This window comes from Pseudomonas cerasi (assembly GCF_900074915.1).
GTDB classification, from domain to species: Bacteria; Pseudomonadota; Gammaproteobacteria; order Pseudomonadales; family Pseudomonadaceae; genus Aquipseudomonas; species Aquipseudomonas cerasi.
The window spans coordinates 385582-402972 of the sequence record NZ_LT222319.1 but is presented as its reverse complement, the minus strand read 5'-3'; the positions used below and the strand labels follow the sequence as shown (position 1 = coordinate 402972).

General features: G+C 60.9%; 10 protein-coding genes and 1 pseudogene. 8 read left to right on the top strand and 3 right to left on the bottom strand.

The window, feature by feature from the left end; translation table 11 throughout:
* Positions 1–241: 241 nt before the first annotated feature.
* From PCPL58_RS04290 to PCPL58_RS04275, 4 genes are all read left to right on the top strand, one after another.
* Positions 242–1237 carry an ArsR/SmtB family transcription factor gene (locus tag PCPL58_RS04290; protein ID WP_065348883.1) on the top strand — a complete coding sequence of 332 codons (996 nt, stop codon included), beginning with the start codon at positions 242–244 and terminating at the stop codon, positions 1235–1237.
* Between the two features lie 20 nt (positions 1238–1257).
* Positions 1258–2448, top strand: a complete 1191-nt coding sequence (gene metK / locus PCPL58_RS04285) for a methionine adenosyltransferase (protein WP_003372639.1) — start codon at positions 1258–1260, stop codon at positions 2446–2448.
* 753 nt (positions 2449–3201) lie between these two features.
* A complete protein-coding gene (gene ligB / locus PCPL58_RS04280; protein ID WP_065348882.1) occupies positions 3202–4887 on the top strand; it encodes an NAD-dependent DNA ligase LigB in 1686 nt (561 codons plus the stop codon).
* A 40-nt stretch (positions 4888–4927) separates the two neighbouring features.
* On the top strand, positions 4928–5338 hold the full coding sequence (locus tag PCPL58_RS04275; RefSeq protein WP_003432477.1) for a DUF1090 domain-containing protein: 411 nt from the start codon (positions 4928–4930) through the stop codon (positions 5336–5338).
* Positions 5339–5384: 46 nt separating this feature from the next.
* Here the strand turns inward: PCPL58_RS04275 and PCPL58_RS04270 are convergent, their stop codons facing one another.
* From PCPL58_RS04270 to PCPL58_RS04260, 3 genes are all read right to left on the bottom strand, one after another.
* The gene (locus PCPL58_RS04270; protein WP_003432473.1) at positions 5385–5786 is read right to left on the bottom strand and encodes an MAPEG family protein; all 402 of its coding nucleotides are present in this window, start codon (positions 5784–5786) and stop codon (positions 5385–5387) included.
* Positions 5787–5900: 114 nt separating this feature from the next.
* On the bottom strand, positions 5901–7292 hold the full coding sequence (locus tag PCPL58_RS04265; RefSeq protein ID WP_065348881.1) for a heavy metal sensor histidine kinase: 1392 nt from the start codon (positions 7290–7292) through the stop codon (positions 5901–5903).
* Positions 7289–7963 (bottom strand): heavy metal response regulator transcription factor, encoded by a 675-nt coding sequence (locus PCPL58_RS04260; RefSeq protein ID WP_003372647.1) that lies wholly within the window; start codon positions 7961–7963, stop codon positions 7289–7291. Before PCPL58_RS04260 ends, PCPL58_RS04265 begins: the two co-directional genes overlap by 4 nt.
* A 251-nt stretch (positions 7964–8214) precedes the next feature.
* Here PCPL58_RS04260 and PCPL58_RS04255 point away from each other — a divergent pair, with 251 nt between their 5' ends.
* The 4 genes and pseudogenes from PCPL58_RS04255 to PCPL58_RS04240 all read left to right on the top strand — a co-directional run bounded on the left by PCPL58_RS04255 (position 8215) and on the right by PCPL58_RS04240 (position 17279).
* Positions 8215–9441 carry a TolC family protein gene (locus PCPL58_RS04255; RefSeq protein ID WP_065348880.1) on the top strand — a complete coding sequence of 409 codons (1227 nt, stop codon included), beginning with the start codon at positions 8215–8217 and terminating at the stop codon, positions 9439–9441.
* Between the two features lie 67 nt (positions 9442–9508).
* Positions 9509–10762, top strand: a complete 1254-nt coding sequence (locus tag PCPL58_RS04250; protein WP_065348879.1) for an efflux RND transporter periplasmic adaptor subunit — start codon at positions 9509–9511, stop codon at positions 10760–10762.
* Positions 10763–10786: 24 nt separating this feature from the next.
* Positions 10787–13942, top strand: coding sequence for a CusA/CzcA family heavy metal efflux RND transporter (locus PCPL58_RS04245; protein ID WP_065348878.1), 3156 nt, complete (start codon positions 10787–10789; stop codon positions 13940–13942).
* 436 nt (positions 13943–14378) lie between these two features.
* A pseudogene (locus tag PCPL58_RS04240) lies at positions 14379–17279 on the top strand (type VI secretion system Vgr family protein).
* Positions 17280–17391: the final 112 nt, after the last annotated feature.

Sequence of the window (17391 nt, the reverse complement as noted above, 5' to 3'; positions counted from 1 at the left end):
TTAAGAAATAGGATTGAGAAAAAGAAGGTCATTTTCCCTCACGGACAGGCCGGGGGCAATCACAGATAGACGACCATAGGCTTTTTTCCGGGGTTGCGGACATTATTTGCCACGCAAAGACTGGATCACCCGCCTGCACGACAAGTTCACAACGCCTGACCGGCGCCATCCATCGAGCAATATCAAAACTTTTTGATATTGCCCTTGCGACACTCCGGATCGCTCTCTAGACTGCGCAGCTATGAACCTGCGTGTACCTGCCATTCGCCACGATGCATGCGACGACCTCTCTGCATTGTGCAAGGCCGGCGGCGATCCCTTGCGGCTGAACGTGCTGCGTGTGCTGACCAACGACTCGTTCGGCGTGCTGGAACTGGCGCAGATTTTCGCTATCGGCCAGTCCGGCATGAGCCATCACCTCAAGGTGCTGGCGCAGGCTGATCTGGTCGCGACACGGCGTGAAGGCAACGCGATTTTCTACCGGCGCGCCCTGCCCCACACCGAACTGCCGGGTGGCAGGCTGCATGCGGCGTTGCTCGACGAAGTGGATACGCTGGACTTGCCGGACGAGGTACAGAGCCGTATCGGCTTGGTGCATCGGCAACGGGCACTGGCCAGTCAGGATTTTTTCGCCCGTACCGCAGAAAAGTTTCGCGCCCAGCAGGACCTGATCGCCGGTTTGGCGCAGTACAGCGAAAGCCTGCTGACCCTGCTCGACAAACTGAGCTTTGGTGCGCAGGCAACCGCTCTGGAAGTAGGCCCCGGTGACGGCGGCTTCCTCCCTGAGCTGGCGCGGCGCTTCGGTCAGGTCATCGCGATGGACAACAGCCCGGTGATGCTGGACCTGGCGCGTAGCGTCTGCGAGCGCAGGGCGCTGGCTAACGTTGAGCTGAGGCTGGCCGATGCACTGACCGACGCTAAAGTCAGTGCCGATTGCGTCGTCCTCAACATGGTGCTGCATCATTTCGCGGTACCGGCCGAAGCCTTGAGGCAACTGGCCGAACATGTAAAACCCGGCGGTAGCCTGCTGGTAACAGAATTGTGTAGTCATGACCAGAGTTGGGCCAGGGAGGCCTGTGGCGATCTCTGGTTAGGTTTCGAGCAGGAAGACCTGGCCCGTTGGGCCATCGCTGCGGGGCTAGTTCCCGGGGAAAGCCTCTATGTAGGCTTACGTAATGGTTTCCAGATCCAGGTTCGCCATTTTCAGCGACCGGCTGGCGACACTCACCATCGGTAAAATGAAGGAAACCCGTAGAGATGAGCGAATACTCACTTTTCACCTCCGAGTCCGTGTCCGAAGGGCATCCGGACAAGATCGCCGACCAGATTTCCGACGCGGTTCTGGACGCCATCATCGCTGAAGACAAATACGCCCGTGTAGCGTGCGAAACACTGGTCAAGACCGGTGTGGCGATCATCGCTGGCGAAGTGTCGACTTCGGCCTGGGTCGATCTGGAAGACATCGTGCGTAACGTCATCCTCGACATCGGCTACAACAGCTCCGACGTCGGTTTCGACGGCGCGACCTGCGGCGTGATGAACATCATCGGCAAGCAGTCGGTAGACATCGCCCAGGGCGTTGACCGCAGCAAACCTGAAGATCAGGGCGCTGGCGACCAGGGCCTGATGTTCGGCTACGCCAGCAACGAGACCGACGTGCTGATGCCAGCGCCGATCACCTTCTCCCACCAGTTGGTGCAGCGTCAGGCCGAAGCGCGTAAATCCGGCCTGCTGCCGTGGCTGCGCCCGGATGCCAAATCCCAGGTTACCTGCCGTTACGAAAACGGCAAGGTGGTCGGCGTTGACGCTATCGTGTTGTCGACCCAGCACAACCCGGATGTGTCGTACAAGGACCTGCGCGAAGGCGTGATGGAACTGATCGTCAAACACGTCATCCCTGCGCACCTGCTGCACAAGGACACCCAGTTCCACATCAACCCGACCGGCAACTTCATCATCGGTGGCCCGGTAGGCGACTGTGGCCTGACCGGCCGCAAGATCATCGTCGACACCTACGGCGGCATGGCCCGTCACGGCGGCGGCGCTTTCTCCGGCAAGGACCCATCGAAGGTTGACCGCTCGGCCGCCTACGCCGGTCGTTACGTGGCCAAGAACATCGTCGCTGCCGGCCTGGCCGAGCGTTGCGAGATCCAGGTGTCCTACGCCATCGGCGTCGCTCAACCGACTTCGATCTCGCTGAACACGTTCGGCACCGGCAAGCTGTCCGATGACAAGATCATCAAGCTGGTCCGCGACAACTTCGACCTGCGTCCTTACGCAATCACCACCATGCTCGACCTGCTGCACCCGATGTACCAGGCCACTGCAGCCTACGGCCACTTCGGTCGTATCCCGGTCGAAATGACCGTTGGCGATGACACCTTCACCGCCTTCACTTGGGAAAAAACCGACCGCGCCGACGCCCTGCGCGCAGCTGCCGGCCTGTAAAAACCCAGAAAAAAGCCCCGGACGACCTGGTCGTTTCGGGGCTTTTTTTCGTCTGGAGATATGGACGGTCCGAGTCCGATCAAGAAAATGCGGCGCGCCGCAGACTTGTGACGCAGAGCGTCACCCAAGGCATTCCCACGCTGGAGCGTGAGGAACGATCATCTCAACTATCGTGCCCGATGCTCCGCGCTTCTGCCCGAAGGGCGTGGGAGTGAGCTTGCTCACGAAGGGCAGGTGCAGGCGCGACTATCGTGCGGCGCTCTGCGTCGCATGCCTTTCTGGACGCTCCGCGTCCTCTTGACGACGCAGAGCGTCGAGAACTGCATTCCCACGCTGGAGCGTGAGGAACGATAACCTCAACTATCGTGCGTGCCCGATGCTCTGCGCTTCTGCCCGAAGGGCGTGGGAGTGAGCTTGCTCACGAAGGGCAGGTGCAGGCCCGACTATCGTGCGGCGCTCTGCGTCGCATGCCTTTCTGGATGCTCCGCGTCCTCTTGACGACGCAGAGCGTCGAGAACTGCGTTCCCACGCGGGAGCGCGAGGAACGATAACATCAACTATCGTGCCCGATGCTCTGCGCTTCTGCCTGAAGGGCGTGTGAGCTTGCTCACGAAGACGCCGGTGCAGTCACTGAGCACTCTGCGTGGACATGCCGCCCTGCTCCATCGCAAAACCCGGTAACCAAGCCCTGCCCCATCACCACGCGACAACGACTAGCCTCATCGAGCCCATTCCTAAAGCAAGGATGCTTCGATGCTGCCCACCATTCGCCTGATGACGTTCGCTCTTGTGTTTCTTCTGCCCGGCTTCGGCAATGCCAGTCAATGCCCTGACTGGCCTGCAGCCAAGGCGCGCAGCGAGGTCACAAACTTGCAACAGCAGATGGCTGCGTGGGACGACAGCTACCACCGCCAGGGCATTTCACCCATTCCGGACGAGCTTTACGATCAGGCGCGGCAGAAGCTGAACCTGTGGCGCTCGTGCTTTGCCGTTTCCACCCCCGAGGCCGATCCGCTAAAGACAGCAGTCGGCCCGTTGCCTCATCCCGTGGCGCACACGGGCGTCAACAAGCTGGCCGACGAAAGCAGCGTCAAGGACTGGCTCAAGGACCGCAACGATCTGTGGATTCAACCCAAGGTCGATGGCGTAGCCGTCACCCTGGTCTACGAAAACGGCCAGCTTGTGCAGGCGATCAGTCGTGGTGATGGGCGCAAGGGGCAGGACTGGACCTCGCAGGCGCGACTGATCAAGGCCATTCCTCAACAACTGCCCCAGCCTGAATCCGCAATATTGCAAGGCGAGCTGTACTGGCGTCTGGACGACCATATTCAGTCAGCATCCGGCAGCGTCAACGCGCGCAGCAAGGTCGCGGGATTGCTGGCGCGGCAGACGATCAGCCCGCAGCAGGCCGACGCCATCGAGCTATTCGTCTGGGACTGGCCGAACGGGCCTGGCGATATGGCGCAACGTCTCGCAGGCCTGCAAGCCATGGGTTTTGAGGACAGCGCGGCCTATTCGCACCCACTGGAAAACTACGCCAAGGCCGCACGCTGGCGCGAGCATTGGTATCGCAATCCCCTGCCGTTCGCCACCGATGGCGTGATCATGCGTCAAAGCCAACGTCCACCCGCGCAACGCTGGCAAGCCAGTGCGCCTTACTGGATCGCCGCCTGGAAACATCCCTACGCCCAGGCACTGGCCGAGGTGCGCAAGGTCAACTTCAAGATCGGCCGCAGCGGCAGAATTACGCCGGTGCTGGAGCTGACCCCGGTACGCCTCGACGACCGTACCGTCAGCCGCATCAGCACGGGCTCGCTGCAGCGCTGGCAAACACTGGATATCAGGCCTGGCGATCAGATCGCCGTGAGCCTGGCCGGGTTGACGATCCCACGACTCGACGGGGTGGTGACCCGTGCTGCCGAACGAGCCGACATAATCATTCCGCGAGCCGAAGACTTTCATGAACTGAGCTGCTGGCAAGCCACACCGGGCTGTGAAAGCCAGTTCCGCGCCAGACTGGCATGGCTCAGCGGCAAGAAAGGCCTGGCGTTGCCCGGCGTGGGTCCAGGGACCTGGAACACGCTTATCGAGAACGGCCAAATCATGGGCTTACTCGATTGGATGACCCTGAATCATGCTGAGCTTGCTAACATTCCCGGCTTCGCTGAACGCAGTAGCGCTAAACTGCTCAACAGCCTGCAGACCGCACGCGAACGGCCGTTTCAGACATGGCTCAAGGCCATCGGACTGCCGCCCACCGGAGGCGCCAGACTGCCCGACAACTGGCACGAGCTGGCTGAACGCAGTGTGGAGCAATGGCAAGCAGAGCCAGGCATCGGTCCTGGTCGCGCAACCAGGCTCAGGGCTTTTTTTCAGGACCCGCAGGTACAGGCACTGAGCCAGCAATTGCAGGCACAGAGCATTTCAGGTTTTAAGTAGCGGACGTTCATTTTTCTGTCCGTATTCAAACGGAGTTCATATGCAGTTTTTATCACCACTGATTCTTTTCACCAGTTGCACGCTGCTCGCCACAACCGTGTTCGCAGACGCTCAGGCCCCGGTGCCGTCCGAATGCCAGATCAAAAGCCAGGAAATCAGCAGCAAGATTCAGGATGCCAAGACCGAGGGCAACAAGGCAGAACAGGCCGGCCTTGAAAAGGCACTCGCCGAGGTCAACGCCAACTGCACCGAAACGTCATTGATCAAACAGCGCAAGCAAAAGGTGCTCGACGCCAAGCAGGAAGTCAGTCGCCGTCAGACCGACCTGAACAAGGCCATGGAAAAGGGCGATCCGGAGAAGATCAACAAGCGCAAGGACAAGCTCGCCGATTCGCGCAAGGAATTGCAGGAAGCGCAGACCGAACTCGAGAAAGTCCAGCCAGACGATTGATCAGGTCGCGACGCTGCGCATGATCGGCAGCGTCGCGAACAGCCTGTCAGGACACGGCCGGGAAAGCCGATACCCCGAACAACGCGATGATCAGGCCCATGCCCACCAGCCAGACAAGCGAGCGCAGTGCGGCCAGATCGGCCAGGTAGAAAATGATGTACAGCAGGCGACTGGTGATAAACAGTACCGCCAGCACATCAATGGTCACCAACTGCGCGTTACCGGCAATGTGCGCAATGATCACCGCTGCGGCAAACGCCGGGGTCACTTCAAAGCTGTTCAACTGGGCAGCATGCGCGCGGCGCGGGAACCCCTCCAGCTTGTCGAGAAAGGCACGCGGATCATGATTATGCCCACTGCCGAATTTGCCGCTGCCGAACTTGGCGATACCGGCACACATAATCGGCAGCAGGATCGCGACCAGCACGCACCAGAAAGCAACTGTCATACGTCCATCCTTATAGGTTCAGCTTCATCTGAAGCATCCGGGCAATACCCGCTCACACACTATGAGCAGGGGGTCAGCGAAAGGTTCTTGAAGAACGACCACCAACCTGACGCATTACACCAGTTTAGGAAAGATCAGGCTGAACGTGGTGAATTGGCCCGGCTCGCTCTGCACCGTCACCTGCCCTTCATGCAGGCTCATGATGGAGCGCACAATCGCCAGCCCAAGCCCGGTCCCGCCCTGCTGTCGCGCGCGGCTGACATGCACCCGATAGAAACGATCGAACAGGCGCGGCAGGTATTCGGCATCAATGCCATCCCCCGCATTGCGCACCGCCAGTGACACTTCATCTTCGTGCGTGGCAAGCGTAAGGGTAATGACGCTGCCGGACAGACCATGGCGAATGGCGTTGGACAGCAGATTGGAAATCGCTCGCTGAATCATCAGCCTGTCCCCGGTCGCCCTGGCGTGCCCATGAACCTGCAGGGTGATGTCGCGATCCTCCGCCGAGGAGGAGAACAGTTCGGCGACCTTGTCTGCCTCCTCGCGAAGGTCGATGACCTCGACCGGCAATGGCGCTGAGGGCTGGCTGACGCTGGCCAGAAACAGCATCTGACTGATCATGCGCGACATGCGCTCCAGCTCTTCGCTGCAGGATTCCAGCGCCTGTTTGTATTCCTCCGACGGGCGCGGTCTGGACAGCGTGACCTGCGCCCGACCCATCAGGTTGTTCATCGGCGAGCGCAGCTCATGCGCGAGGTCGTCCGAGAACTGCGCCAATTGCTGCACATCGCCGTCCAGCCTGTGCAGCATGAAGTTGACGGCATGTGCCAGGTCGCGCAACTCGTCAGGCAGGCCCTTCACTTTCATGCGATGAGACAGGTCGCGGGCCGAGATCAGCGCGGTGACTTTCCTGAATGCCCGCAGCGGCCTGAGCCCGCGACGCACCACCCACCAGACGCCAAAGCCGACCAGCAACAGAATCACCGGCAAGGCCATGCAGGTCGATCTGACGTAAGCGTGCAACAGCGCGGTGTCGCTTTCCCTGTCCATGGACAGCCTGACCAGCACGTCCTGACCGGTCTTGAGGCGTACGGTCCTGTAACCCAGCAGAATCTTGTGGCCCTGGGCGGATTTCAGTTCCTGAAAGCCTGGCGGCAGCGCATCGGTATCGGGAACCGGCAGATTTCGCCCCTCTACGCTACCAACGCTCATCAGCTCTTGCCGAGGGTTGCCCGCGTCGAGCATGGTCAGCGAGAAGCTGTCATGCCCGACGATCTGGTCACGCAGCGTGTGCGGGTACTGGACGATGTCCTCGATGCCCAGAAACCCCTCGCTCATGCTGTGTTCGATCTGCCTGAACTTCTCGCTCAAACTGTCTTCAGCACGTATATCGAGCTGACGGGAAATGGCTGTGTAGGCAAGCATTTCCATGACCAGCACCAGACACCCGATGAGCGCCGCGACCGTCAATCCGAGGCGTGTCGAGAGACGGGTCAGCTTCATTCACGCACTTCCAGTACGTAACCGACGCCACGCAGCGTGTGAATCAGCTTGGTCTCGAAAGGATCATCGATCTTCGCCCGCAGACGGCGGATCGACACCTCCACCACATTGGTGTCGCAATCGAAGTTCATGTCCCAGACCAGAGAAATGATCTGGGTGCGCGACATGACTTCGCCGCTGTGCCGCATCAACAGGTGCAGCAGCGCGAACTCCTTGGTCGTCAGGTCGATGCGCTGGCTGCCGCGGAATGCCCTGTGGCGCCCCTGATCCAGCTCCAGATCGCCGACCTGCAACACCTTGGAGGTGGTGGTCTGCTCGCTGCGGCGCATCAGCGTGCGGACCCGTGCCAGTAACTCGGGAAACTCGAATGGCTTGACCAGGTAATCATCGGCGCCCATTTCCAGGCCCTTGACCTTCTCTTCGAGACGGCCTCGTGCAGTGACCATCATGATGCGCGTACTGACGGTCTTCCTCAGGCGGCTCAACACCTCCCAGCCGTCCATCTCCGGCAGGTTCACGTCCAGTATCACCACATCGTAAGCCTGATGCTGCGCGAGATAGAGACCATCGAGGCCGGTTGCAGCGATATCGACGATATAGCCGCTTTCGGTCAGCCCCTGATGCATGTATTCGGCAGTTTTTGGCTCGTCCTCGACGACAAGGATTCGCATAACCAGGCTTCCTGTTTGATGAACGATGAATGACGATGCCGTGCAGTGTACTGAAAAGAAACGCCCATCCCGCTGGATAACAAAATCGTAATTTTGCAGCAATCCCTCTGATAACTCCGGTTGCATAAAGTCCCCTCAGCCAACTTCAGCGCCCTGGTGCCTGTTTGTTTTTTGCTTTCGATGGGGTGAGTCATGCGACTGGAGAATAACGTGCGCGCTCAGCGTATAGATCGATTGGCAGGGAGTGCGCTATGAGAGTCGCCGCACTGTGCCTGGTGTTGTTACCGTTTGTTGCCCCTGGCATCGCCGCAGCCCAAGGCATCAGCCTGGCTCAGGCACTGGAGGCAGCCTTCGCCCGTAACCCGGAACTTGCCGCAGCCCAGTGGGAGATCGGCGTCGCCGAAGGCGATCGACAGCAGGCCGGGCTGATCCCTAACCCGACCGTGTCATGGGAAGTGGAAGACACCCGCCGCGAGACCAGCACCACCACCGTGATGCTCAGCCAGGCACTGGAACTGGGCGGCAAGCGCGGAGCACGCATCGAAGCCGCCAGCAAGGGCCAGGACGCTGCGCGGCTGGAGCTGGAGCGTCGCGGCAACGAACTGCGGGCCGAAGTGGTTCAGGCGTTCTACGCAGCGGCGCGGGCGCAGGCAGGTCTGGACCTGGCGCGCCAATCCAGGACACTGGCCGAACGCGGCCTGCAGGTTGCCGAGGGGCGTGTTCGGGCAGGCAAGGTGTCACCGGTGGAAGCCACACGCGCCCAGGTACAACTGGCCGAAACCGACCTGCTGGTACGCCGCGCAGAGACCCTGAAAATCAACAGCAACCGCGAACTGGCGCGCACCACCGGTTCGCCGCTCGCCTCTTTCGAGCACCTGGACTACAGCGACCTGTCGCCAGGCAAGCTGCCACCGAGCGCAAAGCTACTGACCGCCCTCAATCAGTCCGCCGAGCTGCGCCTGGCGCAGACCCAGATCGAGCAGCGCGAAGCCGCGCTGGGTTCGGAGCGCGCCAAGCGCATCCCTGACCTGACCGTCAGCGTTGGCAGCCAGTACAGCCGCGAAGAGCGCGAGCGGGTCAACGTCGTGGGCCTGTCGATGCCGCTCCCGCTATTCGACCGGAACCAAGGCAACGTGCTCGCGGCATCACGCCGTGCCGATCAGTCGCGCGACCTGCGTAACGCCGTCGAACTGAAGCTGCGCACCCAGACGCAGTCAGCCCTCGATCAATGGAACACCGCCGCGCAGGAGGTCGAGTCCTTCGACCGCGTGATCCTGCCCGCCGCGCAACGTGCCGTCGACACGGCAACGCGCGGTTTCGAGATGGGCAAGTTCGGCTTTCTCGAAGTGCTGGACGCGCAACGAACGCTGATCTCGGCGCGCAGCCAATACCTCGAATCGCTGGCCACAGCCACCGAGGCCAGAGTCGCCATCGAGCGAATCCACGGTGATCTCAACCGTTTCAGCCTCAACCCCTGACTTTCCTTTTCCGCCTGTATCGAGCGTATCCAAAAGTGCTGCACGCACCTGATCGCCGGGAGCCTTCATGAACAACAAACGAAGCATTGCCATCGCGCTGGCGGTGGTGGTCATCATTGGTCTGGGCAGTCTGACCCTGAACCCGCAGAGGCTGCCGTTCGCAGCCGGACCAGAACCGTCAGCCGATGAGCACGCGCATGAATCCGGGCAGGACCATGCTGAAGAGCCAGGCCACGCCGACGAGGCGAAAAAATCGGACACCGCAGCCTCGGAAGCTTCTCACGAAGAGGAAGAGGGACACATCGAGCTGACTGCCGAGCAGATCAAGGCGGCAGGCATCGAGCTGGCCATCGCAGAACCCCGGCAGATGAGCACGACCGTGACCTTCCCCGGTGAAATCCGCTTCGATGAAGACCGCACTGCGCATGTCGTGCCGCGGGTCAGCGGCGTGGTCGAAGCGGTGAAGGTCGATCTGGGTCAATCGGTGAAGAAGGGCCAGGTGCTGGCGGTGATTGCCAGCCAGCAGATTTCCGATCAACGCAGCGAATTGAACGCTGCACAACGACGTCAGGAACTGACGCGCCTGACCTTGCAACGCGAAAAGAAGCTCTGGGAAGACAGAATCTCGGCCGAGCAGGATTACTTGCAGGCCCGTCAGGACTTTCAGGAAGCCGACATCAACCTGGCCAACGCGCGGCAGAAGATCAGCGCCATCGGTGCCAGCCTGAACCCATCCGCGGGCAATCGCTACGAATTGATCGCGCCATTTGACGCCATAGTCGTGGAGAAACACCTCGGCATCGGCGAGATGGTCAGCGAAGCGAGCAATGCCTTCACGCTGTCCGACCTGTCGCGTGTCTGGGCCACCTTCGGCGTAGCGCCCAGGGATCTGGACAAGGTGGTGGTCGGTCGTCCGGTCATCGTCAGTGCGCCCGACCTGAATGCCCGGGTCGAAGGACGAGTCGGCTACGTCGGCAGCCTGCTGGGCGAGCAGACCCGTGCTGCGGCCGTGCGCGTGACACTGGCCAACCCGCAGGGCGCGTGGCGTCCCGGCCTGTTCGTTTCGGTGGAAGTCGCCGCCGAGCAGGCCAGTGTGGCGGTCAGTCTTCCCGAAACGGCGATCCAGTCGGTCGAGGACAAACCCTCGGTCTTCGTGCGCAACGCTGAAGGTTTTCAACTGACGCCGGTGACACTGGGCCGCAACGATGGTGGCCACGTGGAAATCGTCAAGGGCCTGGCGGCCGGCACACAAGTGGCCACCGCTGGCAGTTTCATCCTCAAGTCGGAGCTGGGCAAAGGCTCCGCCGAGCACGCCCATTGATCTGCGTCCCACGAGTACACCCCCATGTTTGAACGGTTGATTCAATTCGCGATTGAACAGCGCATCGTCGTGATGCTTGCTGTGCTGCTCATGGCTGGGCTGGGCATCGCCAGTTACCAGAAACTGCCCATCGATGCGGTCCCCGACATCACCAACGTACAGGTGCAGATCAACACCTCTGCGCCCGGCTTCTCGCCGCTGGAAACCGAGCAGCGCATCACCTTCGCCATCGAGACCAACATGGCGGGCCTGCCCGGCCTGCAACAGACGCGCTCGCTGTCACGCTCTGGCCTGTCGCAGGTCACGGTGATTTTCGAGGACGGCACCGACCTGTTCTTCGCCCGCCAACTGGTGAACGAGCGCCTGCAGATCGCCAAGGACCAGTTGCCGGAAGGCGTCGATGCGATGATGGGGCCGATCTCCACCGGCCTCGGCGAGATCTTCCTGTGGACAGTCGAAGCGCGCGAGGGCGCGCTGAAGGAGGACGGTACGCCGTACACGCCGACCGACCTGCGGGTGATTCAGGACTGGATCATCAAGCCGCAATTACGCAACGTACCGGGCGTGGCCGAGATCAACACCATCGGCGGTTTTGCCAGGCAGTACCAGATCGCGCCCGATCCGAAGAAGCTGGCGGCCTACAAGCTGACGCTGAACGACCTGGTGGCAGCGCTGGAGCGCAACAACGCCAACGTCGGCGCAGGTTATATCGAGCGCGGCGGCGAGCAGTTACTGATTCGCGCACCGGGTCAGCTGGGCACCGTGGACGACATCGCCAACATCGTCATTGCCAACGTGCAGGGCACGCCGATCAGAATCAGCAGCGTGGCCGAAGTCGGCATCGGCAAGGAAATGCGCTCCGGTGCCGCCACCGAAAATGGCCGCGAAGTGGTGCTCGGCACCGTGTTCATGCTGATCGGTGAAAACAGCCGGACGGTGTCACAGGCCGTGGCCGCCAAACTCGCCGACATCAATCGCACACTGCCCGAAGGCGTCGAAGCGGTAACGGTTTACGACCGCACCAACCTGGTCGAAAAAGCCATCGCAACAGTGAAAAAGAACCTGATCGAAGGCGCGATTCTGGTCATCGTGATTCTGTTTCTGTTCCTCGGCAACATCCGTGCTGCGCTGATCACCGCCATGGTGATTCCGCTGGCCATGCTGTTCACCTTCACCGGCATGTTCACCAACAAGGTCAGCGCCAACCTGATGAGCCTGGGTGCGCTGGACTTCGGCATCATTGTCGATGGCGCGGTGGTGATCGTCGAAAACGCAATCCGCAGGCTGGCGCATGCCCAGCAAAAGCACGGCCGCATGCTGACCCGCAGCGAGCGTTTCCATGAGGTCTTCGCCGCCGCAAGAGAAGCGCGTCGGCCGCTGATTTTCGGTCAGTTGATCATCATGGTCGTGTACCTGCCGATCTTCGCCCTCACCGGAGTGGAAGGCAAAATGTTCCACCCGATGGCCTTCACCGTGGTCATCGCCCTGCTCGGCGCCATGATTCTTTCGGTGACCTTCGTGCCTGCCGCCATCGCCATGTTCGTCACCGGCAAGGTCAAGGAAGAAGAAGGCCTGGTGATGCGCACCGCTCGCCAGCGCTACGCACCGATCCTGAGCTGGGTACTGGGGCATCGCTCGATAGCGTTCGGCATGGCCTTGGTGCTGATCGTGTTGTCCGGCTTCACCGCCAGCCGCATGGGCAGCGAGTTCATCCCAAGCTTGAGCGAAGGCGACTTCGCCCTGCAGGCCCTGCGGGTGCCGGGCACCAGCCTGACACAGTCGGTGGACATTCAGCAGCGTCTGGAAAAAGCCATCATCGACAAGGTCCCGGAAGTGCAGCGCGTGTTCGCACGCACCGGCACCGCCGAGATCGCCGCCGACCCGATGCCGCCCAACATCTCTGACAGCTACGTGATGCTCAAGCCGCAAAGTGAATGGCCGGACCCGGACAAGTCTCGCGAAACACTGATCGCCGACCTGCAAAAGGCCGCCGCCAGTGTGCCGGGCAGCAACTACGAACTGTCCCAGCCGATCCAGTTGCGCTTCAACGAGCTGGTTTCGGGGGTGCGTAGCGATGTGGCGGTAAAGGTCTTCGGCGACGACATGAACGTGCTGAACCAGACCGCCGCAAAAATCGCCGCCACCCTGCAAAAAGTGCCGGGTGCTTCGGAAGTCAAAGTCGAGCAGACCACCGGGCTGCCGGTGTTGACCATCAACATCGACCGCGACAAGGCCGCGCGTTACGGCCTCAACGTGGCCGACGTGCAGGACGCCATCGCCATTGCGCTGGGCGGTCGTCAGGCGGGCACACTGTATGAGGGCGACCGCCGTTTTGACATGGTGGTGCGCCTCTCCGAGCAACTGCGAACCGATGTGGACGGGCTTTCCAGCCTGCTCATTCCGGTGCCTGCGAGTGCCAACAGCAACCAGCAGATCAGCTTCATCTCGCTGTCCCAGGTCGCCAGCCTCGACCTGGTGCTCGGGCCGAACCAGATCAGCCGCGAGAACGGCAAGCGTGTGGTCATCGTCAGCGCCAACGTGCGCGGTCGCGACCTTGGCTCGTTTGTCGAAGAAGCGGGCACCACCATCGACAACGGCGTGCAGATCCCGGCCGGCTACTGGACCAGTTGGGGCGGGCAGTTCGAACAACTGCAATCGGCCGCAAAACGCCTGCAGATCGTCGTGCCGGTGGCGCTGCTGCTGGTACTGGCGCTGCTGTTCATGATGTTCAACAACCTCAAGGACGGCCTTCTGGTGTTCACCGGCATCCCGTTCGCCCTGACCGGCGGCGTCATGGCCCTATGGCTGCGCGACATTCCGCTATCGATCTCCGCAGGCGTGGGCTTCATCGCCCTCTCGGGTGTGGCGGTGCTGAACGGCCTGGTGATGATCGCCTTCATCCGCAGCCTGCGCGAACAAGGCCACTCGCTGCACAACGCCATCAACGAAGGCGCCCTCACCCGCCTGCGCCCAGTGCTGATGACCGCACTGGTCGCCTCCCTTGGCTTCATCCCCATGGCCCTCGCTACCGGGACTGGTGCCGAAGTGCAGCGACCGCTGGCGACGGTGGTGATTGGCGGGATTCTGTCGTCGACAGCGCTGACGTTGTTGGTATTGCCGGCGTTGTATCAGTGGGCGCATCGGCGGGAGGATGAGGCGGCGGTTGAGGCGTTGAAATAGGTTTTTAAGTAAAAGTTGCGCTGATCCAGCTGATGTTACCGTCAACTGGCCCAGCGCAGTCGGCACTGTCTGTAGCCAAAGTCTTACTCCATTTCCAGAAACGCAGCACACCTGCTGGCGAACAATTCAGGTAGACACCGCAGCCTTGAGCAATGATATTTCGAAACATGAAACACGTTACTAGCTAGTTGCCAAATGTGTTGAAATGCAGCCTTGTCACCCAGCGCAGAACGCGTTGCGCCGAAGATACTTAAGATCATGAATTTCCCGCCAGTGTGGGAACTCATTCCCCGCATCGGCCACTAACAGCGCAGTCGCTTGCGCATCGGCGGCAAACAGGATCGACGCTGAACGTTGTGTTTCTTTTCAATTCGCCACACGAAGTGGCCATTTGAAAGACAGGACGTACAGTTTGCGCAAGTAAAGGAGTTACACAATGGACCTGACCTTTGGCACACCTCTCAGCCAGAGCGGACGCCTTCTGCAACTCACCACGCCGCTGGGCGAGCATCAGCTTCAGGCCCTGCGCATGCATGGGGTCGAGCGCATCGGGCGCGTTCCTCGCTACACCCTTGACGCGGTGGTGCAGGACACCGAATACGATCCTGAAAAACTCATCGGCCAGCCGGTCAGCTTGGCGATTCTCTGCGATGACGGTTCTCCCGCGCAGCGTCATGGCCTGGTCGAGAGCGTGCGCTATCTGGGCAATGACGGCGGTCTGCATGACTGGCAACTGGTCTTCGCGCCCTGGTTCAGCCTGCTCGAATACCGACTCGACTGCCGCATCTGGCAGGACAAGAATCTGCCGACAATTCTGGAAGCCGTTTTCTCGATGTACGAGCAGGCCAAGGGCAATTACCGCCTGGACCTGCGACGTGAATACGCCCCGCTGTCCTACGTTACCCAGTTCAATGAAAGTGATGCCAACTTCGTGCAGCGCTGGTGCGAGCAGGAAGGTCTTTTCTGGTACGTCGAGCACACGGCGGACAAGCATTGCATCGTCTTCACTGACACCGTCGACACCCTGCCCACGCTGGCACCGCAGAGCATTCGCTTTCACACCCAGAACGCCACAGAGAAACAGGACGGCATTACCCAGTGGAGCAGTGGCTCGCAGTTGCTCAGCGGCAAGCTGCATTGGCGCAGTGTCGATTACCTGGCCCACGGCCAGCCACGCGAAACCGTGATGCCGGCCTTGCAGGCCGCTTCGGCCCCGCAGGCGCTGGAGCGTTACGAGTATCAGGGCCAGTACGGCTGGCAGAAGCAGGACCGGGGCGAGTGGCTGAGCCGCGTACAGATCGAACAGCGTGAATCCCAGGCACGTCGTGTGCAAGGTCAAAGCGGCGTGCGGCAGATGGAAGCCGGGCGCTGGTTTGAGCTGACCCAGCATCCGCTGTACGAGCGCAAGGCAGCCGAAGAGCGTCAGTTTTTGCTGATCGAAGTCGAGATGTTCGCCGAGAGCAATTTGCCACTGGCCAAGGAGCGCCGCGAAGTGCCGGGTAGTCTGGCGGCGCTGTTCAGATCGGTGCGCCCTGAGCCTTCAGGGCTTGGCGTCGTGAACAAGGTAGCGGACACCTTGGGCGTCGGCAGCCACGGCTTCTTCCTCAATCGCTTCGAAGGCCAGTTGCACAGCGTGCCGTTCCGCAGCCCGTCGGAGCATTTCAAACCCAAAAGCCTCGGCCAACAGACCGCAGTGGTCGTCACGCCCAGCGGCCATGAAGTGTTTACCGACACCTTGAACCGGATTTGCGTACGCTTTCACTGGGACCGCCTGTCTCAGGATGGCGAGTTGGGCTCCTGCTGGCTGCGCATGATGCAACCGAGTAGTGGTCCGGACTGGGGCAGCGTACATGTGCCGCGTGCCGGTGAAGAAGTGGTCATCACCTTTCTGGACAACGACATTGATCGGCCACTGGTCATGGGCCAGGTCTACGGCGGCCACAAACCCGCCTGGCACTCCAGCGGCTTGATGGCCGGTTACAAGAGCAAGGAAGTCGGCGGCGGCGGTTTCAACCACTGGGTGATGGACGACTCGACCGGCCAGGTTCGCACCCAGATCCACAGCAGCCACGGGCATACCCAGCTTAACCTTGGTTACCTGATCGACCAGCGCGGCAACAACCGCGGTGGCCTGCGTGGTACCGGGTTCGAACTGCGCACCGATGCTTACGGTGCCCTGCGCGCCCAGCAGGGTCTTTACCTCAGCACCTGGAAACGCAGCGGTGCCCAGGGCGCACAGATCGATGCCAGCGAAGCGCAGCAGCAACTGAAAAACAGCGAGCAACGCGTCAAGACCCTGTCCGACACCGCGCAACAGCACAATGCCCTGCCCATGCAGGAAGGCCTGGACAGCCTCACCCAGCTCAATAGCGATGCCGACGTGACCTACGGCAGTGACGACGGCAGCCCGAGCCAAGGCCCCGGCGAGCAGCAACGCAACGGCGGCGATACCGCCTGGGCGATCCGCAGCGGCGGACGCGGCAAGACACCGGGTTACCAGCAGCCATTGCTGATCGCCTCCTCCCCTGCCGACATCGCCACCGCCACGCCGAAAAGCACCCACCTGCACAGCGGCAAGCACCTGACCCTGAGCACCGGCGAAGACGTCAGCATCGCCAGCGGCAAATCCCTGCTGGCCAGCGTCGCGCAAAGCATCAGCCTGTTCGCGCAGAATGCTGGAGCCAAACTGTTCGTGGCCAAAGGCAAGATCGAGTTGCAGGCGCAAAGTGATGCGATGGAGCTGACCGCGCAGCAAGGGGTGAAAATCACCTCGACCGCTGCCGGAATAGAAATCGCTGCTCAGGACGGCATATTGCTTACCAGCGGTGGTGGCTACATCCGCATCAAGGACGGCAACATCGAGATTCACGCGCCGGGGACGATTGATGTCAAAGGGGCGAAGAAGACGTTTAGTGGGCCAGCCCAGCTTAATCGCGACCACCCTGCCTGGCCCGAGTCCTCGGTGACCCAAGCGCTTACCTTTTATGCTGGGCAAACCAACGCCGGAAGCTCTAGTGCATGAGCTGGTATGCCTTACACGTTGCGCGACGGGGCATCAGTCGTCAAAAAAGGCGTCATGGATAAAACCGGGGCAATTGACGTTGATCACCACCCCACAACCAGCAATTACACGCTAGAACTGGCCAATGGCGTGAGTTACGACATTCCGGTCGGCGGGCAGTACCAAGGCGAGCAAAGCAATGCCGAATTCGCCAACAGCGGATTTCATCGCCATAGCAACCAAACGGGTTCAACGAACTCTCGGGCAGGAACTGAGAGCAAGTTCCGGGCCCTGTACACCTCACTGAACAACCCAGAATCAGAATCGGAAACGTGATGGGAACGACTAACCCATTCGAGACCAGAGTTGCGACCGGCATGCATCCTGATGAACCTGCAGAACGGCCATGGCCTGTGCGATCAACTGTCAGCCATCCAGCTCGCCTCTC